We start from the raw sequence: 24,345 nt of genomic DNA on the forward strand, positions 1-24,345 counted from the left end.
CCAGCATGCAGGACCAGATCCTGATCGAAATGAAGGGCGTGCAGAAGTGGTACGGCGGGTACCAGGCTCTCCGCAACGTCGATCTCACCGTGCGCAAGGGCGAGAAGATCGTGCTCTGCGGTCCGTCCGGTTCAGGCAAGTCGACGCTGATCCGCTGTATCAACCGACTGGAGCCGATCCAGCAGGGCACTATCGTGGTGAACGGCCATCGGCTGGACGACAGCATCAAGGCTATCGATGTCGTACGTCAGGACGTCGGCATGGTCTTTCAGAGCTTCAACCTTTTTCCGCATATGACGGTCTTGCAGAATTGCATGCTCGCGCCTATCCGCGCGCGCCGCATCGGCAAAACCGAGGCGGAGGCGACCGCGAGAAAATATCTCGAGCGCGTGCGCATTGGTGACCAGGCCGAGAAGTATCCGGCTCAGCTTTCGGGCGGTCAGCAACAGCGCGTCGCGATCGCGCGCGCACTCTGCATGCAGCCCAAGGTGATGCTGTTTGACGAACCGACCTCGGCTCTCGATCCTGAAATGGTCAAGGAGGTGCTCGATACGATGATCGGCCTCGCCAATGACGGTATGACCATGATTTGCGTCACCCACGAGATGGGCTTCGCCCGTCAGGTTGCCGATCGCGTCATCTTCATGGCTGAAGGCCAGATCATTGAAGAAGGCGCGCCCGACGCCTTCTTCCGCAATCCACAGCACGCCCGCACCAGGCAGTTCCTCGGCGAGATCCTTGCCCATCACTGAACGGAGCTTCTTCCATGAGTCGTCTTGTCTATGTCCTGAACGGGCCAAATCTCAATTTGCTCGGCAAGCGCCAGCCCCACATCTACGGTCACGAGACGCTTGCGGACGTAGAGCGGGATTGCCGGGCGCTCGCCAAGGAGCTTGGCCTGGAGATTCGCTTTCATCAATCCAACAGGGAATACGAGCTGATCGACTGGGTCCACGAGGCGCGCGAGACGGCTGCCGGTATCGTGATGAATCCCGCGGCTTTCACCCATACGTCCGTCGCCATCCTGGATGCCTTGAATACGTTCGAGGGGACAGTGATCGAGGTGCATATCTCCAACGTGCACAAGCGCGAGGAATTCCGCCACCACTCGTTTGTCTCCAAACGGGCAGATGGGGTCATCGCCGGCTTCGGCACTCAGGGTTATCTGCTCGGCTTGCGCCGTGTCGCCAAGCTGCTTGACGAGAAAAAGGGATAGTATCCTATGAGTGCACCCGTCCGCCTGTCGGTGATGGGAGCAGGTCTCATCGGCAGGCGACATATCGAGCACATTCTCGCGCGGCCGGAGGCGGTACTGTCGTCGATCGTCGATCCGGCGCCACCCCCAACCAGATGCACGTGGCCAACGGCATGGATTGTATCGCTGCAGGCATCCCGGCGCTGATCGAGAAGCCGTTAGCGGATGCCGTTTGCCCGGCAGGTTGCTCGACGAATGGTGATCACCGGTCTCATGCCCCGGGGTGCGAGGTTTCCGGGCGCGATCCTTCGTCAAGCCGGTTGCAGGTTTTCACGGCGTTTTGCACGATTGCATCCCTACAGCTGCGGGAACGCTGGGTTAGGTACCGAATTTTACCCTGGCGGCGGTTCCAAGATCGGGAGAAAGTCCAAGACGCGCGATGGTGTTCGGGGTTGTCTGTCCGGAACGAGCAGCAACCGGAGGGAGAACGAGGACCAGCGCGGCGGACATGGTGCTCCGAACGGACGGCCTCGGGACCGAGGATTAGGCAGCAACTGCGTGAACGCACGGGGACTTCATCACGTTACAGCGATCATCGGCGACGTGCGCCGTGCCGCTGATTTCTACGCGGGTGTGCTGGGCCTCAAGCGGGTCAAGAAGACCGTCTGCTATGACGATCCCGGCAGTTACCACGTGTACTACGGTGACGATATCGGCAATCCCGGCGCCGTGATCAGTACGCTCGCCTGGAATTGCGTGACGCCGGGGCTGAGCGGCGTCGGCGAGGTCGTGCAGACCGCCTTCCGCGTCGCACCGGATTCGCTCGATGGGTGGGTGGATCGGCTCAACGCCTCGGGGGTCCCGAATCGATTGGACGTGTCGCCTTTCGGCGAGCGCATGCTCTGCTTTGCCGATCCCGATGGCACGGCGCTGTCTCTGGTCGAGACGTGGGAAAAGCTGCCAGCGATAACCGGCCAAAATGCCGCGGCCGATCGTGCGTTACGCGGCCTTCATGGCGTCACGCTGAACGTCCGCGAGGAGGACGAGACCATCGACATCCTTCAGAAGGTTTTCGATTTCCAGCTGGTCTCCCAGAGAAACGGCGCCATGCGCTTCGTGGCTCATGACGGTCCGGGCGGGACGATCACCTTGTGCATGATCGGAAAGTCTTCGCGGGGGCGCCTCGGCGGGGGCACCATCCGGCACGTCGCCTTCCGCGCGAGCAATCTGGACGATCGATCGGCGATGGTCGAGAAACTCCAATCTGCGTACGGCATCGTGGTGAGCGATCCCATCGAGCGAACCTACCTGAATGCGGTCGGCTTTCGCGCACCTTGCGGCGTGCTTTTCGAGATCGCGACCGACGGCCCGGGATTCGCGGTCGACGAGGCGCCGGAGCAGCTGGGCCAGCAACTTCAGCTTCCCGCCTTTCTCGAAGAGCGTCGCGCCGAAGTCGTGGCGATCCTGCCCCCGCTCACGTGAATTGCCTGTCGCTCAACGCGAGCCCGGCCTTCCATGAAATCGGTCAGCCGTGGGCACATGAAGTCAAGGAATGCTCGCACGCGTAAGGGCAGCCGCGGTCCGCCGTGATAAAGCGCGTGTATTTGCTCTTCGTCGCCTGCCGTGCCCTCGAGCACTTCGACCAGGTGGCCAGCCGATATGTCGTCGCGAACGTGATAATCGGCGAGCCTTGCGAGGCCGATGCCCGCGATTGCCATTCGCCGCAGGCTCTGTGCGTTGTTTGCAAGCAGCGAGCCGCTGATTGCGCGGTCGACAATTCGCCCGCTCTCCTTCAGAGGCCAGACCGGGGCAGAGCGTCGGAAATTGAATCCCAGGCAATTGTGACGTGAAAGATCCTCGATCCTCTTCGGCTCACCCAGGCGACCGATGTAGTCTGGAGACGCAACGATCCTTCTTTTGACGACCCCGATGCGTCGGGCGACCATCGCGGAGGCCTGCAAGGGGCCGACGCGGAAGGCGATATCGGTCCGGTCGAGGTAAAGATCGACGATTTCGTCCGAGAGTGAGATATCGACCACGATCTCGGGATGAGCTTGCCAAAAGGCAGGGAGCAGCGGCTCAAGGCCGAGAATGCCGAAGGATACGGTGGTATTGACCCGGATCGTTCCGCCCGCTGCCGCTGCGCCCCGAGAAATGCCGCGTTCGATGCCGTCGAGTTCGGCCAGGAGCGCAAGGCTCTTCTCGTGGTACATCCGACCCTCGGACGTCAGCGACAGCCGCCGCGTCGAACGCTCGAACAGTCTGACACCGAGTCGTGTCTCGATTCTTCCGATGAGCTTGCTGACGGTGGACGGCGTCATCAACAGCCGACGAGCCGCCTCCGAATAGCTGTTGGCTTCCACCACACGGAGGAAGACCTGCATTTCGCCGATGCGATTATCCATCGCGTATCCATCTATGAAATCGTTTCACAGATAAAGTGGAATTAGAGCGGATTATCAAGTCCGGTAAATGTCACCTATGCTGGATCGTCGTTTCCTTTTGCGATCCGTTTTCCGGCTAGCGCATCGCTGTCGGATCGGTGACTTGAACGGGGGGCGACTATTGCTCTATGAGGAAAAATCGGTGCGGCGGACGTGATCTGTACGTGGTTCTTCGGATTCACTATGGCGGCATATCCACCGGTGGATAGCTTTGAATACCCCAATGATGGAAGAGTCTGATAGTACGGCGGGCGGTTTCTATGGTCGTCGCCTCAGCCGGCACCTGGGAATGGAGGGCGACTGCCTGCTGCGCATCAAGCGCGAAGGGCAATTGGCGCTGGCGATGACCCGGCTGACCTGCTCTCAATTCATTCGGGAGCGGACCGCCGCGATTCCTTCCGAGCCGGCCTACAGCATCCTGCAACAGCTCGGTGACCTCGATCGGCATTCCTGCTGGCTCGCCGGACGGCCGAAATATTCGGGAGCTTTCGGTGCGGGGAGCGTCAGCGTGATCAACCTGATGGACAACCCCCAATGTGAGTTCAAGGGCCCGTTCGATGCCGTCCAATACTACGTGCCGCAGACGGCCCTCGACGAGTTCGCTCGCGAGCACGGAGCCAAGCCGGTCTCGACGCTCAAATGGAGCAGGGATCAGCGCGATCCCTTCCTGTCGACGCTGTCCAGCGTTCTGCTCAGTGCGGTGGAGCAGGATCCGACGAGCAATCAGCTCTTCGTCGATCAGATCGGGTTGAGTGTCCTGGCCCATTTCGCCCAGACCTACGGCGGAATGCGCCCACAAGAAAAAGCTGCGGGTGGAGGCCTTGCTCCCTGGCAGGAGCGTCGCGCCAAGGAAATCATGCGAGCGCGTCTCGCCAGCAATCTCACGATTGCCGACGTCGCCGCGGAATGCAAGTTGACGCCGAGCCACTTCGCGAGGTCGTTCCGGCGCAGCACAGGCGTTGCACCGCACGAATTCCTGTCCCAGCTTCGCATCGACGAGGCGAAGCGCCTGATGCTGAGCACGAAGCTTCCGCTTGCCGACATTGCGCTGATCTGCGGCTTTGGCGACCAGAGCTACTTCACCAGGGTGTTTTCCCGCAACGTCGGGGCCAGCCCCGGAGCCTGGCGAAGGGCCCGCTCCGAGGGCTGACGCGAGCGACCCTGTCTTAAGCCGGTCGGATCATCTCGCGGGCGTAGGCCAGGCCGATCCCGTAGCCTCCGGCGTGAGATTCGACGATGGCACGTGCGCCATCGTAGGTTTCATGCCTCGTCCAATCGCGCTGCATCTCGAGCAGAACCTGGATCCAGGACGTGAGGCGGGCGCCGGCGGCCTGCATCCGGCCGAGAGCCAGTTCGTGGCTCGCAGTCGTCAGCCCTCCGCAGGCGTCGCCGACGACATAGACCTCCAGGCCGGCTGACAGCGCCGAAAGCACCGCGAACGTCACGCATGCCTCGGTCAGCAGGCCCGAAACGATCAAGCGGTTTCGACCGGTGGCGGGGACGGCCTCGCGCGTCTTGTCGTCCTCCCACACGTTCATGCTGCGCCGGTCGATCGGTTCGACGCTGGGAAGCGCCGACTTGACCGCCGGCATCAGCGGCCCGCTGTACACTTTCGTCGCCGAGGTGGACGCGACGACAGGCAGGCCGAACACCGTCGCGGTCTTCGCGAGCGCGACAACGTTGTTCATGAGAGCCTGCCGGTCGATCGAGCCCACTCCGAAAGCCAGGCCGGCCTGTTGGTCGATCAGGAGAAGGGCGCAGTCCTTGGGCTCGAGCAGATGAAGAGGATTCGGGGCCATCGACTTTCTCCGGCTAGGCCTTCAGGAATGCGAGCAGGTCCGCGTTGACCTGGTCGGCATGCGTCGTCGCCGTCGCGTGCGGAGCGCCCGGATAAATCTTCAGCTTGGCGCCCTTGATCATCTCGGCGGCCAGCTTGCCCGTGTAGGGGAACGGCACGACCTGATCGTCCTCGCCGTGGATCACCAAAGTGGGTACGTCGATCTTGGCCATGTCGGGCCGGAAGTCGGTTTCCGAGAACGCGGTCACGCAATCGATCGTCGCCTTGACCGACGCCTGAAGCGCGATCTGGAGGGTCTGCTTGAATACACCTTGCGATACCTTCATGCCGTGGTTCGTGCCGTAGAAGAGGGGGCTGAAGTCGTCGAGGAATTGCGCGCGGTCCTTGACCAAGCCGGCCTTGATGCCGTCGAACACCGACTTGTCGACACCGTCATGGTCCGAGGTCTTGATGAAGAGAGGAGTCACGGCGCTGATCAGGACGAACTTGGCGACCCGCGACGTTCCGTGGCGCGCCACGTAGCGCGCGATGTCTCCGCCGCCCATGGAGAATCCGACCAGCGTCACCTCTTTCAGGTCGAGATGCTTGACGACGTCAGCGATGTCATCGGCGAAGGTGTCGTAGTCATAGCCCGTCCAGGGCTGGCTCGACCGGCCGAAGCCCCTGCGGTCGAACGCCACTGTCCGATAACCACGCTCGGCGAAGAAAAGCATCTGCGCGTCCCACATGTCCGCGCTGAGCGGCCAGCCGTGGCTGAACAGGATCGGCTTTCCGCTTCCCCAGTCCTTGTAATAAAGCTCGGTGCCGTCCCGCAATTCTAACAAGGCCATCGTTCGCTCCTCTGACGAAATGATGAGGATCGAACGACATTCTGCGCGATCGTTCGTCCCCTCCTGGGCGCAAGGTCGCGGATGGTGCGCGGATTGGCTTGCACGATCTGCGCGTCGTTTGGACATGCTGGCGATCTCCGACCGGCGCAGCGGACATACGCTCGGCAATTCGCCGCACCTGAACGATCATCGGGCCGAAATCCAAGCGACGACGAAATCGTCCAAGCGTTGGCCGGCGTTCAGGGTCACGATGCAGCCGCTTGCCCAATCCCCTTTCGCTCGATCGCCTATGCCGATCGCAAGGAGAACTTCTCGATGTCGAAACTCGATATGCTTACCCCCGACAACAGCGCCATCGCACTGATCGACTATCAGCCGGCCATGTTCCAGGGCGTTCAATCGCATGACCGCCTGGTCACGGTTAACAACGTCCAGATCCTGGCAAAGGCCGCCAAGCTTTTCAAAATCCCGACCGTGCTGACCACGGTGGCCAGGGATTCCTTCTCCGGGCCCTTCATGCCGGAAGTCACCTCGCTGTTTCCGAAGCACGACATCATCGACCGCACGTCGATGAACTCCTGGCTCGACGCAAACTTCCGCAAGGCGGTCGCTGCCACCGGTCGCAAGAAATTCGTGCTGGCCGGTCTCTGGACCGAGGCGTGCGTGATCTTCCCGACCCTGGACATGCTCAAGGAGGGTTACGAGATCTACATTGCCGCCGATGCCTGCGGTGACCTCTCCCTCGAAGCCCATAACCGCGCCATGGAGCGCGCCATCCAGGCAGGAGCGGTCCCCATCACCTCGTCGCAATACGCCTACGAGCTTCAGCAGGACTGGGCGCGGAGCGAGACCTACGAAGGCATGATGGACATTCAACGCGCGCATTCGCCTTACGGGATCCAGATCCGCTTCTCGAAATGGGCGCTCGGAGAACACGCCTCCGAAGGAGGCGCGAAAGCCGGCTGAACGTCCTCCAATCGCGGATCACCGTGATGAAAATCTATCTGTTGTCTCTCGGCGCCGGCCTTTTGGTCGGCGTCGTCTACAGCCTTCTCAACGTGCGTTCACCGGCGCCGCCGCTGGTGGCGTTGGTCGGGCTTCTCGGTATCCTCGCCGGTGAACAGATCGTTCCGGTGGCCCGACAGCTGCTGTCCGGACACGGGCTGGCGTCGGCGTGGCAGCAAGCCAAGTGCGCTCCGCACATGTTCGGCATGCTGCCCGGACGTCAAATCGACCAATCGAAAAATGCCGCCCCGGCAGACGGCCTGGAGAAACATTCATGACCTCCGTACCCGATATCATCCTGCATCGCGGTCTGTTCACGACGCTCGATCGCTCGAATCCGACGGCTTCGGCGGTCGCGGTCGCCGACGGCCGCTTCGTCGCGGTCGGGCACGATCACGAGGTGATGAAGCTGGCGGGGCCGTCCACGAAGATCGTCGATCTCAAGGGACGGCGCGTTTTGCCCGGCTTGATCGACAACCACCTTCACATCATCCGCGGCGGTCTGAACTTCAACATGGAATTGCGCTGGGACGGGGTACGTTCGCTCGCCACTGCGATGGACATGCTGAAGCGGCAGGTCGCGGTCACGCCGCCGCCGCAGTGGGTGCGGGTCGTTGGCGGATTCACCGAACACCAGTTCGCGGAGAAGCGGCTTCCGACGATCGACGAGCTCAATGCCGTGGCACCCGATACGCCGGTCTTCCTGCTGCATCTCTACGATCGGGCCATCCTGAACGGCGCGGCCTTGCGTGCAGTTGGTTATACGAAGGACACGCCCGAACCGCCCGGTGGCGAGATTACGCGCGACGTCAAGGGTAACCCGACGGGTTTGCTGCTGGCCAAGCCCAATGCCAACATTCTCTATGCGACCCTCGCCAAGGGGCCCAAGCTGCCCTTCGACTACCAGGTCAACTCGACCCGTCATTTCATGCGGGAGTTGAATCGGCTGGGCGTGACCGGCGCGATCGATGCCGGCGGCGGATTCCAGAACTATCCGGAAGATTACGCTGTTATCCAGAAGCTGAACGACGAAGGTCTCCTGACGATACGGTTGGCTTACAACCTCTTCACCCAGAAGCCCAAGGGCGAGAAGGAGGACTTCCTGAACTGGACGAAGACCTCGAAGTACAAGCAGGGCGGCGACTATTTCAGGCACAACGGTGCCGGCGAGATGCTGGTATTCTCGGCGGCCGATTTCGAGGATTTCCGGGTGGCGCGTCCGGACATGCCCGCCGAGATGGAAGGCGAGCTCGAGGAGGTCGTCCGGGTCCTCGTTCAGAACAAATGGCCATGGCGGCTCCACGCGACCTACGACGAGACGATCTCGCGGGCGCTGGACGTGTTCGAGCGGGTCGACCAGGACATGCCCCTGGAAGGCCTGCACTGGTTCTTCGATCACGCCGAGACGATCTCGGATCAGTCGATCGATCGCATCGCGGCGCTCGGCGGCGGCATCGCTGTGCAGCACCGGATGGCCTATCAGGGCGAATATTTCGTCGAACGCTACGGGGCGGGGGCTGCCGAGGCGACGCCACCGGTCAAGAAGATCATCGACAAGGGCGTCAAGGTGTCGGCCGGTACCGATGCGACCCGGGTTGCCTCCTACAACCCGTGGGTCTCTCTGTCGTGGCTCGTCACCGGCCGAACCGTCGGCGGATTGCGGATTACGCCCCAGCGCAACTGTCTGGATCGCGAGACTGCGTTGCGGATGTGGACCGAGAACGTGACGTGGTTCTCGAACGAGGAGGGTAACAAGGGCCGGATCCAGGTCGGCCAGCTCGCCGACCTCGTCGTCCCGGACCGCGACTACTTCTCCTGTAGCGAGGCCGAGATCGCCGATACGACTTCGCTGCTGACCATGGTCGGAGGAAGGATCGTCTATAGTGCGGGAGACTTCTCCAGGCTGGAAAGCGTCACACCACCGCCCGCCATGCCGGACTGGTCGCCGGTCCGCCGCTTCGGCGGGTACGCGGCCTGGGCTGACGACAAGGCAAAGACGAAGGATACCAGCCTTGCGATGAAGGCCACGCAGATGTGCGGTTGCGCCAACTCGTGCGGCGTCCATGGACACGACCATGCTACGGCCTGGTCGAGCCGCTTGCCGGTATCCGACCTCCGAAGCTTCTGGGGCGCACTGGGATGCGCCTGTTGGGCGGTCTGACATGTCTGCCGCAGCCGCACCGAACTGGATCTCCGTGATCCTGCGCTGGCCGCTCCTGTGGCATGCGGCCAGATTGGCCTTGGTGTCCGCCTACATCCTCGGCGCTTTTGCCAAATTGCTCGACTTCGCGGGCGCGGTGGCCGAGCAGGAACACTTCGGCCTGTATCCGGGCTCGCTGTGGGCCGCCGCCGCCATCGTGGTCGAACTCTGCGGGTCTCTGCTTGTCGTCTTGAATCGTTTGGTGTGGTTGGGCGCCGGCGGGCTCGGTGTTCTGACGTTCGTCGCGATGCTCACCGCAAACGCCTTCTGGACGATGGGTGGCCATGAGAAATTCATGGCCACGAATGCCTTCTTCGAACATCTCGGGTTGATCGCGGGCCTTGTCATCGTATCGATTGTTTCCGATGAGGTCTCTCTCCGTCCGAACCGCGTTACGCGACCTCAAGCTGTCCAAGGAATGCCTCAATGAGATCAACAAATGCCATCGCTCTCGTGGCGTTCATCGCGATTGTCGCCGCGAACACGCCGGTCGCAGCAAGGGACGCAACGAAATCCAGGGAAGCGGCGGTTGCCGTGGCCCCTCAATACGACACGACCCACGTCTACGTCGCGCCCGACGACGTGGACAAGTTCGCGGCAAGCTTTCTGGCGACTTTCGGCGGCAAGAGCACCAAGCAGGTGGTGGCGACAGTCACGCCGACGCCGAGCAGCACCACGTCGCAACTGTTGCAGACGCCCGTCGGCACCGTCTCGCTGTTCGGCTTCAAGACGCCGATCCCGTATCCGTTTGGCGCCGAGCGCAACGGCTATCTGGTCGCAGACATGGACGAGGCGATCAAAGCAGCGCGCGGAGCGGGCGCTGACGTGATCGTGTCCACCTTCCCGGATCCGATTGGGCGCGACGCCGTGGTCCAGTGGCCGGGCGGTATCAACTTGCAGCTCTACTGGCATACGACGAAGCCCGACTACGCTCCCTTCGAGCGAATTCCGGAGAACCGCGTGTACGTCTCTCCCGACAGGGCCGCTGCTTTCACCCGGAGTTTTCTTGCATTCTCCCGCGGCAAGGTCGTCTCGGACGACGCGAAGGCGCCGGGCTTGGAGATCGGAAGATCGGATGTGACCTACAGGCGCATCCGGATCGAGTCCCCATTCGGGAAGATGGTTGTATTGGTCACGGACGGTCATCTGCCCTATCCCTACGGCCGGGAGACGACGGGTTATGAAGTGGCCGACCTCGCTTCGACGCTCGGCAAGGCAAAAGACGCCGGCGCAACGGTGCTGGTCGAATCCTACACGTCAAGCGGCCGCTCTGCAGCGTTTGTCATGTTCCCCGGCGGGTACGTGGCCGAGATCCACGCGCCTGGCCCGAAGAGTGCATCGCGGGCCGATAGCAAATGAGGTGATGTCCGCCGATGTTGGCACGCGTCGATATGCGCAATTTCTGGATCGTCCTGACGCTTGCGACCCTAAGCGCCGGCGTCGAACGCGCATGGGCGGAAGATGGGGATGCCGCGCTCCCCAAAAGGCCCGCGATCCAGGCGAATCGCTGGACCGAGGACTGGTCAGTCCTTGCCGATCCGAGATTGCGCACCGAACCATTTGACGAACTCAAATACATCCCGCTTTGGGCGACCGATCCGAAAAGCTACGTCTCGCTGGGGGCCACGCTTCGGGAACGCTTCGAGACCAATAGCGCGTCGGCGTTCGGCACCGGCAACACGCCCTCGGACAGTTATCTCATACAGCGTCTGCAGATCCACGCCGACGTTCACTTCAACGAGAACTGGCGCGCCTTCGTTCAGCTCGAGGACGATCGGGCCTTCGACAAGCTGAGCATCTCGCCTGTCGACCAGGACCGGGTCGACCTTCGTCTTGCCTTCCTGGAGTATGTCAACAATTTCTCGGGCGGGACCCTGAAGGCGCGCATCGGACGACAGGACTTCGCCTTTGACCTGCAGCGCTTCGTATCGTCGCGGGATGGACCCAACGTGCGACAATCATTCGATGCGATCTGGGCTGACTGGGAAACCGGCGTCTGGCGCTTCATCGGATTCGTCAGCCGTCCCGTCCAATATTTCGACGTTCGCCCTTTCGACGACACGTCGAACGACAATTTCCGCTTCAGCACGCTCCGGGTCGAGCGTGAGGTTTTGGGTGACAACGAGCTGTCGGGCTACTACTCCCTGTACGAGCGCAAGGCCGCCAGATATCTCGACGCCTTGGGCGACGAAAGCCGTCACGTTCTGGATGCGAGATTCGCAGGAAAGTCCCAACAGTTGGACTGGGATCTCGAGGCCATGGGGCAGGCGGGGCAGGTGGGTACGAAGGACATTCGTGCCTGGGCCGTCGGTACGCGAATTGGATACACTTTGCCCGATGTTCCCTGGCTGCCGCGCATCGGCCTCCAGTTCGACGCCGCGTCGGGCGACCATCACCCCGGCGACGGCACGCTGGGAACGTTCAATCCGCTCTTCCCGAACGGCTATTATTTCACGCTGGCCGGCTATACGGGATACGCGAACATCCTTCACTTCAAACCCTCCATAACCGTCAGTCCGGCGGACCGGCTGAAGGTGATGGGAGCGATTGGCTTGCAGTGGCGCGAAACGACGGCCGACGCGATCTACGTCCAGCCCAGCGTGCCGATAGCGGGCACCGCCGGCAAGGGCAGCAACTGGACGGGAGCCTACGGTCAGCTTCGCGTCGACTACGCGTTCAACGACCACCTGACCGGCGCGATCGAGGCGGTGCATTTCGACGTCGGCGACACGATCATTCGCGCTGGTGGACACACCAGCAACTATCTAGGTGTCCAGCTTCAATACGGTTGGTGACATGCCCCGCAACGTACTCCTGCTTTCGCTCCTGATGAGCCTGAATGCGGGCTTCGTCGATACCGCCGGCTTTCTCGCGCTTCAGGGGCTATTCACTGCGCACGTCACCGGCAATTTTGTCACCTTTGGTGCGGCCATGGTGCTGGGAACGTCCGGTGGCCTAGCGAAGCTGCTCGCTCTCCCGGTCTTCTGCTTCGTAGTTGTCGTCACTAGAATCTTGAGCTTCTATCTCCCGGCAATGGGACTCCCGATCTTCCGCTCGATGCTGGCCCTCAAGACGATACTTCTGGCGGTGGGCGGTGCGTGCGCCGTCTATTTCGGACCATTCACGCAGGGCGATAACTGGCAGGCGATCTGTACCGGCATGATTCTGGTCGCGGCCATGGCCATCCAGAATGCCGCGCACCGCATCCATATGGGTACCGAACCTCCCAGCACCTTGATGACGGGCACCACCACCCAGATCATGATCGACGTCGCCGACGTTTTTCGCGGCGCGCCAGCGTCGGTGCTGACCGTCGCCAGGCCGCGGCTCGGCAAGATGGCGGCAAGCGTGGCTGCCTTCGCATTGGGATGCGCAGCCGGCGCATGTCTCTATGCGAAGTTCGGAACGTGGTGCTTCATTTTGCCTCCGCTGATCGCGTTACCGGCGGTGTTTCTGGCCGCGGCCGAACCGAAGTGACGGGGCGTGAGCGATCGGGATTGAAGGGCCGGAGCTGATGGTCTGGCGGGAGCACGCGATGGTCTCCTTGAACCTCGCCGTCGACGGCTGGTAGCCGGCGCATCCGCATTGACGACGGGAACGATTGGATCCTGCCGTCCAGGCGGGATCAAGAGCGTCTTGCCGTCGAGATGCGGCCGACGATATGCAAGGGAACTGAAATGGCTTCTGGGACTTCCGATCCGTCTCCTCGATCCTATCCCCGGTCGGTCTCGTTCGTTCGAAGGTCGGGCCCGATCGCAGTCGCCGCCGGCACCACGGACAGTTTCGCCCAGATCGAAAACTGGTTGCTGGAAGGGGCCTCCGCCGAGCGGCAGATGATTGATCTTCTCGTAAAGCTGATCCGTCGGATGAAGGCCGCCGGCTCTTCGGTCGATCGACTTACCCTGCATATCGGCACGCTCCATCCCCAGCTTGTCGGATTCGCATGGGTCTGGAATGCCGACGATGGCTTCTGCGACGAGGTTCGGGTCGCCGATGCGGCGGTCGATTCCGACGCCTACAGGCTCAATCCGCTGCAGCGTATCGTCGAGACGGGTAAGACGATCCGGCGAAAGCCTGGCGAGCCATCGGCGCAGGCGGAATTTCCCATCATGATCGAGCTCGCGGCCGCCGGCATGACCGACTATGCAGCGATCCCGTTGTCCGGTCTGGATACACGCAACGTGATCACCATCGCGACGAAAGTGGCCGGTGGCTTCGCCGAGGCGGAGATAGACTGCTTGATCCGCCTTTTCAAATTATTCGCCTTGCATGTGCAACGGCATAGCGAGTTGAAGATCTCCGAAAACGCGTTGGGCGCGTACCTTGGTTACGGCGCCGCCTCCAAGGTGCTTGAGGGCGCGATCAAGCGCGGCGCGGGAGACTCGATCCGCGCCGTGATTTGGGTGTCGGATCTCAGAAACTTCACGAAGATGTCGGACGCTCTGGCCCCGGCCGACACGCTGCTGCTGCTCAATGACTACTTCGAGACGATGGTGAGCGCCGTCGCCGTTCACGGCGGCGAAATCCTCAAGTTCATCGGCGACGGTATGCTCGCGGTCTTTCCGGAAACGGTCGGCGTCGCCGAAGCGTCGCGCGCGGCCGTCTCGGCGGCGAGAGAGGCGATCGCGCGGCTCGAGGTTTCCAATCGGACTATCCGTGTTGCCTCCGACGCCGAGGGTTGCCACTTGCTGCGGGCTGGCATCGTCCTTCACGAAGGTGAGGTCTTTCTCGGCAACATCGGCGCTCCGGATCGCTTGGACTTCACGGTTATCGGCGCCGCCGTCAACGAGGCCTGCCGCGTGGAAGCGCTCACCAAGACGATAGGCCGGGATCTCCTCATGACCGAAGCCGTCGCTCGACATCTCCCTCATGATGTCGAGTATCTCGGTGAGCACCAGTTACGAGGCGTTTCCGCCAGAATGTCCGTGTACGGACTGGCCGGATGAGGACTTGATCGGTCGGGCCGCTGCTCGTCAGCAGAAATGGCCCCCGGGTGGTAACCTCTCGAAGCGCCCTTTGTCGCTTTCGAGCCACCCGTCGTCTTATGGGCACCCTTTTTGCCGACAGTGGCTGCGTTGGCCTGCCGGTTCATCCCGGCGGTTGCCGTCGATCTCCGCGGTATGGCGTGCCGATTGATACGCTGCCGCCCGCCAATGTAGGTTTCGAGTGCCTTCGCAGCGCCATCAATGTCGTCCCGGCTGCAGTCTGTGCCGATCTGCCGGCCGCGGTTGAGGATGATCCAGGTCTCATCGTCCTCTCGGAACCAGAGTCGTGGCGGCATTCAGCGTGTAACACCGTCTAGCCGCTTACTGCCGCCCCGCCACATGACGAGACAGGTGGCGGGGATTCCGATTTGATGATGGCGCGATCATTGGAGGTTTCGATGCGCTCATAGGCCATTCTTGCGACGAAAATTTCCTTCTTCACTGGGACTGAAAACAGCAAAACGGGACAGGCATAGGAAATTGCGACCCGTCCTCGTTCCCAACAGGAAGCAATCTAACCCGTTGCGCGCGGAAGCATGCCCCTTGCCGTTATCTCCGCCGAGAGTTCTTCGATCGTCTTGCGCTGCTCCATCGCAGTTCTTCGGATCAGTGCAAAGGAAGCAGGTTCGGCGAGCGCATGCGAATGCATTACCTGTAGAACGGCGGCGAGGACGACGCGACGCGACCGCAGGCGCTGCTCGAGCTTGAAAATCTGTTGTTTCAATTCGCTCGTGCGTTCGTTTCGCTCGAATGCCATGACGAGAGCTGCGTAGATGCCGGCCGATCGCAACGGCTTGATGAGGAACGAAGCCGGATCGAGTTCGAACACTAGCTTGAGTCGGCTTGGCGTCTCTGTGCCGAGCAGGGCGATGACAGGTGATCTCGTCAGGAATGCGCGTTGCGCCGGTTGCAGCAGGGGCAGGAATTCGTCGTCGATCAACGACAAATCCGGTGCGAAGTCGACAGGCTCCGCCGGCGTCCATGCGACACCCTCGAGTCCCAGACGCTCGAACTGGCGTCGCACGATGGTTGCGTCGCGTTCGTCTTTGATGGCGACGAGAGCCTTGCGTCCGCGTAGCGAAAATGAAGACGGTCTGCTCATTTCACAACCCGCAAATGCGGCGCGTTCGGCAATGCGCCGCCCGCCGAGGTTTCTTTCGACGGGCTGACGGCGACGTCGAGCTGCGTCAGGTAGGGATCAGGCTTAACAGGCGCGTCGGCTTCCCAGAAGATATCAAACTGTCCTTGCGGGTTGGAGACGGCAAGCCGCGGTGTAAGGACGCAATGATTGTTGCCGCCGTCGATCCACACCGGCCCTTGCGGCGAATTGTAGCGATATCCCGCCGCGGCGCGCCGCACTTCGGCAATGTCGGACGTGCCCGCGCGCTGCAGAGCGCGCGCCAGCAGATACACCGCGACATAGGCGGATTGACCGTCGACGGAGGGGCTGCTGTCCTCGCCATAGCGTGCCCTCCAGCGCGTGACGAAGGCGCGGTTCTCCGGCAAGCGAATGCTCTCGAAATAGGCTGACGACGTGATGCAGCCGGCCGATGCAGGCCCGACGATCGCTAGTTCCGGCTCGCACAAGCTGCAACTTAGCATGGGAATCTCCAGGCCGGCGGCCTTGGTGCCGGCGTTGAAGGCGCGGATGAAGTCGTAGCTCGAGCTTCCGACCAGTGTGTTGAACACGATTGGCGGCTTTCGGCGAACGATCTCGTCGACGATGTGCCCGACGGCGCTTTCGCCGAGCTCGAGCAGTCGTTCCGCGAGGATGTGGCCGTTTGCCGCGCTGACCAGTTCGCGGGTGACGCGATTGGTCTCCCATGTCCAGACGTAGTTGGAGCCGACGCAGAAAAATTCCCGCGACAGATTGTCGAGAACGTAGCGGACCAGCGGCAACACGTTGTGATTGGGCGAGGCGCCGACATAGATCACGTTGTCCGAGCACTCGAAGCCCTCATAGCGGGCGGGATACCAGAGCAGGCGATCGGTGCGCTCAACGATTGGGAGCACCTGCTTGCGCGAGGCCGAGGTGTAGCAGCCGATGATGTGCTCGACGCCGACGTTGCGGATGAGGTCGTCGCAGACCGTGTGATATTCGGAGACGATGCCGCGGGGGTCGCGGATATGGGGCGCGATCGAGAAGTCGAACTCCGCCTGGCCGTTGATCTCGTCGACCGCCATGATCGCGCTCTTGAGGATCTCGCGGCCCATCGCCTGATATGGCCCGGACTGCGAGCAGACGATGCCAACGGGAACAGACGGCTTTGTCATTGACGGCTTTCGGTCGCGGAACGCGAACATGAAATCATCATCGCCGACGACAGCGCAAGTGGCTTGCCCTTTTGGTGCGCAGCACTCTCGAAATTTAGGCAGGCAGCATCGTTGACAACACGATGGGCAGTTACTTAGACTTTTCTCCTACAGGGCGACCTGTCGAACCTCGCGTGCGCTGATCTGGCCGATGACGTCCAGCTCTTTGCTACTCAATTGCTTCGTTCGATCACGGACCCTAAGCGACAGATCATAGCCGCGGCATTTGAGCCATTCGTCACCTCATTCGGGAGGGGCGGGTGGCTTTTTTTGTTTTTGCCGCCAGGACAGCTGGCGATGCGTCCGCATCGCCAGAACGGTGACGCATGCGCCTGACGGCCGTGTGTCACGTCGAGCGAGAGGATGAGGAGCAATGGCGGCAACAGATCTCCACTATCTTGGACTCGTCGAGATCGGACAAAAGCTCCAGGCAAAGGAACTGTCGTCGGTCGAAGTCACCAAGGCGTTGCTCGGCCGGATCGACGAGCTCGACGGCAAGCTCAAGAGTTTTGCGTATGTCATGGCCGACTCGGCGCTCGCGGAATCAGCCGCGGCCGAGAAGGAGATCGCCTCCGGCAAAATCAAGGGGCCGCTGCACGGTGTGCCGGTGGCGGTGAAGGATCTCTGCTGGGCGAAGGGCGCACCTGCAACGCATGGCATGACGATCCATCGCGGCTTTCGCCCCACTGAGGATGCAACGGTCGTCGCGCGGCTGAAGGATGCCGGCGCGATCATCCTCGGCAAGCTGCAGCAGACCGAAGGCGCTTACGCCGACCATCATCCGAAGATCGACCCGCCGAGAAATCCGTGGAACGCGGATCTCTGGCCCGGTGCCTCTTCGAGCGGCTCCGGCGTTGCGACCGCGGCGGGCCTCTGCTTCGGCTCGCTCGGTACCGATACCGGCGGGTCGATCCGCTTTCCGTCCGCGGCGAACGGCGTCACCGGACTCAAGCCGACCTGGGGACGGGTCAGCCGTTATGGCGCATTCGAGCTTGCGGCGACGCTGGACCACATCGGCCCGATGGGGCGGAGTGCGGTCGATTGCGGTGCCATCCTCGGCGTGATCGCCGGGCCGGATCCCAAGGATACGACAGCGGTGCCGCTGGCCGTGCCCGATTATCTCGCCGGCCTGACCGGCGATCTGCGCGGCGTGACCATCGGCGTCGACCGGCGCTGGACCAGCGAAGGCACCGACGGCGATGCCGCCAAGGTGCTGGCCGAGGGTTTGCGGGTGGCGGCCGATCTCGGTGCGAAGATCAAGGAAATTGCGTTTCCCGATCCCAAGGCGATCATCGACGACTGGTTCCCGCTCTGCGGCATCGAAGTCGCGGTCGCGCACGAGGATACCTATCCGGCGCGCAAGGACGAATACGGCCCGGCGCTGGCCGGCCTGATCGATCTCGGACGGCAACAGTCCGGTATGGACTACCAGAAGATCGTGCTCCGCCGCGAAGCCTTTCGCGGCGCTGTGCGCGCGTTGTTCGAGACGGTCGATCTCCTCGCGATCCCGGCCCAGGCGTTCGCGGCGCCGACGCTTGCCAAGATGGCAGCGCTCGGAGAGGACGCCTCGCTGATCGGAGGCCTGCTCCGCTTTACATGCCCGTTCGATATGACGGGAAGTCCGACAGTGACATTGCCCGGCGGCTTCGCGGCGAATGGCGGCCCGGTCGGCTTCCAGTTTGTCGGCCGTCATTTCGACGAGGCCTGCCTCGTTCGCGCAGGCGATGCGTTCCAGCGCGTCACCGACTGGCACAAGCGTCATCCCGCGATCTGAGCCGAGGAGCCGATCTCATGTCCGAAGACTGGTTGAAGACATCCATCATGGCCAAGCGCGCCGTCGCCAAGGGCGCGACCGGCGCGACCCATAGCCTTACGATCGAGCAGCAGGGGGACTTCCACTTCGTCTACGGTCCCTATGCCAAGCCGACCCTGACGATCGACCCCGGTGGGGTGGTCGTCGTCGAGACCGAAGATGCGTTTGGCGGCGTGCTGACCAAGGAGACCGACAGCCCCACCTCCAAGCTCAATTTCCCCTATCTCAACCCGCAATGCGGGCCGATCGCGGTGAAGGGCGCCAAGAAGGGCGATTGCCTCGCGATCTACATCCGCGACGTCGAAACCCGGGGCGAGCAGCCGGCCGGGACGACCTGCATCATTCCGGAGTTCGGCGGATTGGTCGGGACCGGCTCGACGGCACTGCTCAATCCACCGCTGCCCGAGCGCGTGAAGAAGGTGCATGTCGACAGGAACGGCGTGCGCTGGAACGACAAGCTCACGCTGCCCTACGAGCCGTTCATCGGCACCATCGGCGTTTCGCCGGAGATCGAGGCGATCTCGTCCCTACAGCCGGACTATCACGGCGGCAACATGGATCTGCCCGACGTCGCTCCGGGTGCCATCATCTATTTCCCGGTGCATGCCGACGGCGGGATGCTCTACGTCGGCGACTGCCACGCGACGCAGGGCGACGGCGAGCTCTCCGGAGTCGCGCTCGAGCAGCGCGCGACCGTCACGCTCCAGGTCGATCTGATCAAGAATTGGAGCTTCGCCTGGCCGCGGCTCGAGACGAGGGACTTCATCATGACGATCGGCAGCGCGCGTCCGCTCGAGGACGCCGCGCGCATCGCCTATCGCGAGCTCGTGCGGTGGATGGCGGCCGATTACGGCTTCGATGAGATCGACGCCTACATGCTGCTCAGCCAGGCCGGCCGCATGCGCCTCGGCAACATGGTCGACCCCAAATACACAATGGGGGCGTCCATCCTGAAGAACTATCTCAAGCCATGACATCCAGCCGCTTTCAATAGAGGGGACATCACGATGAATTCGGGACGCAAGTTACGGATGGTTTTGCTCGGCGCCATGCTCGGCACAGTGGCGTCGATGAGTATTGCCAGCGCCGCGGAGCCGCCGCTGAAGGTCGGCCTGCTCGAGGACGTGTCCGGCGACCTTGCCTTCATGGGCATGCCGAAGCTGCACGGTTCGCAGCTCGCCATCGAGGAGATCAACAAGAGCGGCGGCATCCTGGGACGGCAGATCGAGCTCATTCACCTCGATCCGCAGGGCGACAATGCGCGCTACCAGGAGTTCGGCCGGCGCCTGCTCAATCGCGACAAGGTCGACGTGCTGATCGGCGGCATCACTTCGGCCTCGCGCGAGGCGCTGCGTCCGATCGTCGATCGGACCACGACGCCGTATTTCTACACCAACCAGTACGAGGGTGGCGTCTGCGACGCCAGCATGATCAGCATGGGCGCGGTGCCCGAGCAGCAGTTCTCGACGCTGATTCCGTGGATGGTCGAGAAGTTCGGCAAGAAGGTCTATGTCATCGCCGCTGACTACAATTTCGGTCAGATCTCGGCGGAGTGGAACCGCAAGATCATGAAGGACCTGGGCGGCGAGGTCGTGGGCGAGGAATTCATCCCGCTCGGCGTGTCGCAGTTCGCGCAGACCATCCAGAACATCCAGAAGGCCAAGCCCGACTGGCTGCTGACGATCAACGTCGGTGCCGCCCAGGATTCGTTCTTCGAGCAGGCGGCCGCGGCCAACCTCAACCTGCCGATGGGCTCGTCGATCAAGGTCATGCTCGGCTTCGAGCACAAGCGGTTCAAGCCGCCGGCGCTCAACAACATGCACGCGACCGCGAACTGGTTCGAGGAGATCGACACGCCCGAAGCGACCGAGTTCAAGAAGCGCTGGCACGCCAAGTTCCCCGACGAACTCTACATCAACGACATGGGGTACAACGCCTATAACGCGCTCTACATGTACAAGGCGCTGGTCGAGAAGGCGAAGTCGATCAAGCTCGACGACATGCGCAAGGTCATCGCGACCGGCGATGCCTGCATCGACGCGCCCGAGGGAAAGGTCTGCATCGATCCAAAGAGCCAGCACACCTCGCACCGGATGCGCCTGATCTCCGTCGGGCCGAAGCATGAGGTGAAGGTCGAGAAGGACTACGGCACGATCCAGCCTTACTGGCTTGGCGAGATCGGATGCGATCTCACGAAGAAGAATGACAAGGATCAATACACGCCAAGCCATCTCCCCAAGAAGTCCTGAGGCGGGCACGGATCTTGCTCGTGATGGGCACCACGATTTCAAACCAAGCCGGCGCCGCGACGATGCGGCGCCGCTATCGAGGGGATCGCGATGTCGGCTGAATTGTTCTCGCTGTTCTATCAGTTCGCCGACGTTTTCGCGTTCCTCATTCTCTCGGCCGCAGGCCTCGCCATCGTGTTCGGCATGATGGGCGTCATCAACATGGCGCATGGCGAGTTCATCATGTGCGGTGCCTATGTCACGGTTGGTCTGGTCAATCTGGGGGTGCCGCTCGCCGTCGCGCAGATCCTGGCGGCGCTGACGGCGGGCCTCATCGGTGTCCTCGTCGAGTTCTTGGTGGTGCGGCGGTTCTACAAGCGCCCCCTGGATTCGCTGCTCGCGACCTGGGGACTGAGCCTGATCGTGACGCAGTCGATGCTCCTGATAGTTGGCTCCGCCGTGCGCGGCATCGGAACGCCCGAGGGCAGCTTCGCGATTGGCGGCTATACGTTCTCGACCTACCGTCTGGTGCTGTTCGGCTGCGCCGTGGCGGTGCTGGCCGGTCTCTACATCATCTTCATGAAGACGCGGTTCGGCGTGATTGCTCGTGCCACCATGCAGAACGCAGCGATGGCGAAGGCGCTCGGCGCACGCACCGGCCGCATCTATGCGATCAGCTTCGGGATCGGAACCGGCCTTGCCGGGCTTTGCGGCGCGCTGTATGCGCCGACGATGACGTTGATCCCGACCATGGGGGCGACCTTCGTGGTCGAGAGTTTTGTGACCGTCGTGATCGGAGGAGCCAACGTGCTGCTCGGAACGGCGCCGGCCGCCGTGTTCCTGGCGATGATCCGAATGGCGCTAAACGCTAGCTACGGCCAGATAATAGGGCAGATCGGTATGCTGGTCGCCGTCATCCTGATCATCCGGGTGTTACCCGAAGGGCTCTCCAGCGTGCTGGTTCGCCGTGGGCGTTAGAGGGAATATGTGATGTTCAAGCTGCTCGAAGGTCCACAGACGCTCGGACGCGGCAAGATGTTCTGGTCGTGCTTCTTGGTCGTGCTCGCGGGCGCGCTGGCCTATCCCTCGTTTGCCGATTCCTACGATGTCGGCAATTTCGCCTACTTCCTGATCTGGATCTTCATGGCGCTCGGCCTCTGCCTGATGTGGGGCTACGGCGGCATGCTGTCGTTCGGCCAGACGCTCTTCTTCGGCATCGCCGGTTACGGCTACGGCGTGCTCGCCATCAACATGGGTGGCGGCACGGCGACGATCGCCGCGCTCGTGCTCTCTGTCGTCCTGGCGATGATCGCGGCCGGCATCCTCGGCTATTTCATGATCTGGGGCGGGATCAACGGCATCTTCTTCGGCATCGTGACGCTGTCCGCGACGCTGGTGCTCGCCTTCTTCCTCGGACAAACGGCCGGACCGGAATGGCACATCGGCTCGGCGCGGCTGAACGGCTTCAACGGCATGAAGGGCATGGACCCTCTAACGGTGGGTGACTTCTACGTCGAGGGATCGGCGCTCTACTATGTCATGGTCGCGCTGATCGTGATCGTCTATCTCGCGCTGCGCATGCTGGTGAATTCGGGCATCGGCAACGTCATCGTGGCGACGCGGGAGAATCCCCAGCGCGCGGAGATGCTGGGCTACGACGTCCGCAAATATCAGCTGCTGACCTTCGTGATCGGCAGCGGCCTCGCCGGCCTCAGCGGCGCGCTCTACACATCCTGGGGGCAGTTCATCACGCCATCCAGCATCGGCTTGCCGGCGGCCGCGATGCCGATTGTATGGGTGGCCTTCTCCGGGCGCAGCGATCTGACTGCGACGCTGGTTGGGGCGTTCCTGCTTCTCTTCGGCTTTCAGACTATCACCGTCTACAGCCAGCAGGCGGCGCTGGTGCTGATGGGGGTGCTGCTGCTCGCGACCGTGATGCTGGCGCCGCAAGGCTTCGTGCTCGGCATCGGCAAGCTCGCCGCCGACTGGTGGCAGGCACGCCGGCGGCGCAGCGACGTAGCCGAAGCCGGCCGCCTGCAACCGGAAGAGTCCTGATCATGGCGCTGGTCGAAGTCAAAGGCGTTTCGAAGCGCTTCGGCGGGCTGACGGCGGTCTCGGGCGTCGACCTCACGGTCAATGCTGGCGAGATCCACTGCCTGATCGGACCCAACGGCGCCGGCAAGAGCACGCTGTTCAAGCTGATCGTCGGCCTCTATCCGCCGACCGAGGGCAACATCCTGTTCGACACCGTCGATATCACGGCCGAGCGGCCCTACGCGCGGGTGCAGCGGGGCATGAGCATCAAGATGCAGGCCCCGAGCGTCTTCAAGGAATTGCCTGTCCGCCAGAACATCCAGACCGCGCTGCAGGAGCGACTGTCCGGCCCGGAACGCATCGCCGAGGAAGACCGACTGCTGACGCTGCTCAATCTCGCGGCGGATTGCGACAAGCTCGCGGGCGCGCTGTCGCACGGCCAGCAGCAATGGCTCGAGATCGGGATGGCGCTGGCGTTGAAGCCGCAGCTCCTGCTGCTGGACGAGCCGACGGCCGGCATGTCACCGGAAGAAACCTTCAAGACCGGCGAACTGATCAGGTCGTTCAATGCCGAGGGAATGACGGTGCTCGTGGTCGAGCATGACATGGCCTTCGTACGCCAGGTGGCCCAACGCGTCACGGTGCTGCATCTCGGCAGGATTTTTGCGCGCGGGACGCTCGAAAGCATCCTGCAGGACGGGAAGGTCGCGGAAATCTATCTGGGTAAGACCCATGCTCACTAATGTTTCGTCCCCTGAGCGGATTATCGACGTCGCCGAATTGTGGGCGGGATACGGCGCGACGCCGATCCTGCAGGGCGTCAACATGTCGGTCTGGCGCGGCGAGATCGTCGGCGTGATCGGCCGCAACGGTGTCGGCAAATCGACCCTGATGCGCTGCCTGATCGGACTGCTGCAAACCTGGCGCGGGACGATCAGCTTCATGGGGCAGGACGTCACGGCGCTGGAAGCCGACGCACGGGCGCGGGCCGGCTTCGGCTACATCCCGCAAGGGCGCGACGTGTTTCCGCAAATGACCGTCGAGGAGAACCTGCAGGTCGGCGAGCTGATCGGTGGTCCGGGCGGCAAGAAGCTGCCGGAGCTGGTCTATGAGTATTTCCCGCGGCTGAAGGAGCGTCGGCGACAGGCCGCGGGCACCATGTCGGGCGGCGAGCAACAGCAGCTCGCCATAGGCCGCGCGCTGATCGGCAATCCGTCCCTGATGATCCTGGACGAGCCCTCCGAGGGTATCCAACCGTCGATCGTTCAGCACATCTGTGAGGCGCTCCGGTCGTTCCGCAACGAGCTCGGAACCACCATCATCTTCGTCGAGCAGAACCTCGACACGATCCTGGCGATCGCCGAACGCTGCTACATCATGGAGAAGGGCAAGATTACGCGGTCGCTCGCAGGCGCCGAGGTCAACGAGGACGACGTGCGCGAACAGCTTCTGCTCTGAACGGCCTCAGGCGTGCTTTCAAGTCGTCAATAGGAAGGGAAT

Annotated in this window: 24 protein-coding genes; 19 read left to right on the plus strand and 5 right to left on the minus strand. The window is 62.4% G+C overall.

The window, feature by feature from the left end:
* Positions 1 to 5 precede the first annotated feature (5 nt).
* The 3 genes from AC066S_RS17280 to AC066S_RS17290 all read left to right on the plus strand — a co-directional run bounded on the left by AC066S_RS17280 (position 6) and on the right by AC066S_RS17290 (position 2,677).
* Entirely contained in the window at positions 6 to 752 is a 747-nt protein-coding gene (locus tag AC066S_RS17280; protein WP_126255451.1) for an amino acid ABC transporter ATP-binding protein, read from the plus strand.
* 14 nt (positions 753 to 766) lie between these two features.
* A complete protein-coding gene (aroQ, locus tag AC066S_RS17285) occupies positions 767 to 1,216 on the plus strand; it encodes a type II 3-dehydroquinate dehydratase (protein ID WP_126255452.1) in 450 nt (149 codons plus the stop codon).
* A 537-nt stretch (positions 1,217 to 1,753) separates the two neighbouring features.
* The gene (locus tag AC066S_RS17290; RefSeq protein WP_164718355.1) at positions 1,754 to 2,677 is read left to right on the plus strand and encodes a ring-cleaving dioxygenase; all 924 of its coding nucleotides are present in this window, start codon (positions 1,754 to 1,756) and stop codon (positions 2,675 to 2,677) included.
* Here AC066S_RS17290 and AC066S_RS17295 read toward each other — a convergent pair.
* On the minus strand, positions 2,611 to 3,600 hold the full coding sequence (locus AC066S_RS17295; RefSeq protein ID WP_126255453.1) for a LysR family transcriptional regulator: 990 nt from the start codon (positions 3,598 to 3,600) through the stop codon (positions 2,611 to 2,613). The genes AC066S_RS17290 and AC066S_RS17295 overlap by 67 nt on opposite strands.
* A 262-nt stretch (positions 3,601 to 3,862) precedes the next feature.
* On the opposite strand from AC066S_RS17295, the gene AC066S_RS17300 reads away from it, so the two are divergent.
* Complete coding sequence (locus AC066S_RS17300; protein ID WP_135169749.1) at positions 3,863 to 4,789, plus strand: helix-turn-helix domain-containing protein; 927 nt, start codon at positions 3,863 to 3,865, stop codon at positions 4,787 to 4,789.
* Positions 4,790 to 4,805: 16 nt separating this feature from the next.
* Here AC066S_RS17300 and AC066S_RS17305 read toward each other — a convergent pair whose 3' ends face one another.
* Both AC066S_RS17305 and AC066S_RS17310 read right to left on the minus strand, forming a co-directional pair.
* Positions 4,806 to 5,438 (minus strand): hydrolase, encoded by a 633-nt coding sequence (locus AC066S_RS17305; RefSeq protein WP_478270227.1) that lies wholly within the window; start codon positions 5,436 to 5,438, stop codon positions 4,806 to 4,808.
* Positions 5,439 to 5,451: 13 nt separating this feature from the next.
* The gene (locus AC066S_RS17310) at positions 5,452 to 6,267 is read right to left on the minus strand and encodes an alpha/beta fold hydrolase (RefSeq protein ID WP_126255456.1); all 816 of its coding nucleotides are present in this window, start codon (positions 6,265 to 6,267) and stop codon (positions 5,452 to 5,454) included.
* Positions 6,268 to 6,582: 315 nt separating this feature from the next.
* Here AC066S_RS17310 and AC066S_RS17315 point away from each other — a divergent pair, with 315 nt between their 5' ends.
* From AC066S_RS17315 to AC066S_RS17350, 8 genes are all read left to right on the plus strand, one after another.
* On the plus strand, positions 6,583 to 7,233 hold the full coding sequence (locus tag AC066S_RS17315) for a hydrolase (protein ID WP_126255457.1): 651 nt from the start codon (positions 6,583 to 6,585) through the stop codon (positions 7,231 to 7,233).
* 26 nt (positions 7,234 to 7,259) lie between these two features.
* Positions 7,260 to 7,550: a XapX domain-containing protein gene (locus AC066S_RS17320; protein WP_135169747.1), complete on the plus strand. Its 291-nt coding sequence runs from the start codon at positions 7,260 to 7,262 to the stop codon at positions 7,548 to 7,550.
* Positions 7,547 to 9,433 carry an amidohydrolase gene (locus tag AC066S_RS17325; RefSeq protein WP_135169746.1) on the plus strand — a complete coding sequence of 629 codons (1,887 nt, stop codon included), beginning with the start codon at positions 7,547 to 7,549 and terminating at the stop codon, positions 9,431 to 9,433. The genes AC066S_RS17320 and AC066S_RS17325 overlap by 4 nt, the downstream gene beginning before the upstream one ends.
* Before the next feature lies 1 nt (position 9,434).
* Positions 9,435 to 9,902 carry a DoxX family protein gene (locus tag AC066S_RS17330; RefSeq protein ID WP_135169745.1) on the plus strand — a complete coding sequence of 156 codons (468 nt, stop codon included), beginning with the start codon at positions 9,435 to 9,437 and terminating at the stop codon, positions 9,900 to 9,902.
* Positions 9,899 to 10,831, plus strand: coding sequence for a glyoxalase (locus AC066S_RS17335; RefSeq protein ID WP_135169744.1), 933 nt, complete (start codon positions 9,899 to 9,901; stop codon positions 10,829 to 10,831). Before AC066S_RS17330 ends, AC066S_RS17335 begins: the two co-directional genes overlap by 4 nt.
* 14 nt (positions 10,832 to 10,845) lie before the next feature.
* A complete protein-coding gene (locus AC066S_RS17340; RefSeq protein ID WP_478270228.1) occupies positions 10,846 to 12,267 on the plus strand; it encodes an alginate export family protein in 1,422 nt (473 codons plus the stop codon).
* Position 12,268: 1 nt separating this feature from the next.
* Entirely contained in the window at positions 12,269 to 12,949 is a 681-nt protein-coding gene (locus AC066S_RS17345; protein ID WP_478270256.1) for a YoaK family protein, read from the plus strand.
* 356 nt (positions 12,950 to 13,305) lie between these two features.
* Positions 13,306 to 14,418: an adenylate/guanylate cyclase domain-containing protein gene (locus AC066S_RS17350; RefSeq protein ID WP_478270229.1), complete on the plus strand. Its 1,113-nt coding sequence runs from the start codon at positions 13,306 to 13,308 to the stop codon at positions 14,416 to 14,418.
* 553 nt (positions 14,419 to 14,971) lie between these two features.
* Here AC066S_RS17350 and AC066S_RS17355 read toward each other — a convergent pair.
* Positions 14,972 to 15,559, minus strand: coding sequence for an ANTAR domain-containing response regulator (locus AC066S_RS17355; protein WP_126255463.1), 588 nt, complete (start codon positions 15,557 to 15,559; stop codon positions 14,972 to 14,974).
* Positions 15,556 to 16,731, minus strand: coding sequence for a transporter substrate-binding domain-containing protein (locus AC066S_RS17360; RefSeq protein ID WP_028137915.1), 1,176 nt, complete (start codon positions 16,729 to 16,731; stop codon positions 15,556 to 15,558). The genes AC066S_RS17355 and AC066S_RS17360 overlap by 4 nt, the downstream gene beginning before the upstream one ends.
* Before the next feature lie 412 nt (positions 16,732 to 17,143).
* Between AC066S_RS17360 and AC066S_RS17365 the strand changes: the two genes are divergently transcribed.
* The 7 genes from AC066S_RS17365 to AC066S_RS17395 all read left to right on the plus strand — a co-directional run bounded on the left by AC066S_RS17365 (position 17,144) and on the right by AC066S_RS17395 (position 24,303).
* Entirely contained in the window at positions 17,144 to 18,544 is a 1,401-nt protein-coding gene (locus AC066S_RS17365) for an amidase (RefSeq protein ID WP_135169742.1), read from the plus strand.
* Between the two features lie 17 nt (positions 18,545 to 18,561).
* Positions 18,562 to 19,557 (plus strand): acetamidase/formamidase family protein, encoded by a 996-nt coding sequence (locus AC066S_RS17370; RefSeq protein ID WP_126255465.1) that lies wholly within the window; start codon positions 18,562 to 18,564, stop codon positions 19,555 to 19,557.
* A gap of 57 nt (positions 19,558 to 19,614) precedes the next feature.
* Entirely contained in the window at positions 19,615 to 20,832 is a 1,218-nt protein-coding gene (locus tag AC066S_RS17375; RefSeq protein ID WP_209311860.1) for an urea ABC transporter substrate-binding protein, read from the plus strand.
* 90 nt (positions 20,833 to 20,922) lie between these two features.
* Complete coding sequence (locus tag AC066S_RS17380) at positions 20,923 to 21,789, plus strand: ABC transporter permease subunit (protein ID WP_135169740.1); 867 nt, start codon at positions 20,923 to 20,925, stop codon at positions 21,787 to 21,789.
* A 12-nt stretch (positions 21,790 to 21,801) separates the two neighbouring features.
* On the plus strand, positions 21,802 to 22,866 hold the full coding sequence (locus AC066S_RS17385) for a branched-chain amino acid ABC transporter permease (RefSeq protein WP_135169739.1): 1,065 nt from the start codon (positions 21,802 to 21,804) through the stop codon (positions 22,864 to 22,866).
* Positions 22,867 to 22,868: 2 nt separating this feature from the next.
* Positions 22,869 to 23,588 (plus strand): ABC transporter ATP-binding protein, encoded by a 720-nt coding sequence (locus AC066S_RS17390; protein WP_126255469.1) that lies wholly within the window; start codon positions 22,869 to 22,871, stop codon positions 23,586 to 23,588.
* Entirely contained in the window at positions 23,578 to 24,303 is a 726-nt protein-coding gene (locus AC066S_RS17395) for an ABC transporter ATP-binding protein (protein WP_135169738.1), read from the plus strand. Before AC066S_RS17390 ends, AC066S_RS17395 begins: the two co-directional genes overlap by 11 nt.
* Positions 24,304 to 24,345 lie beyond the last annotated feature (42 nt).

The organism is Bradyrhizobium sp. CFUWI, from assembly GCF_056429085.1.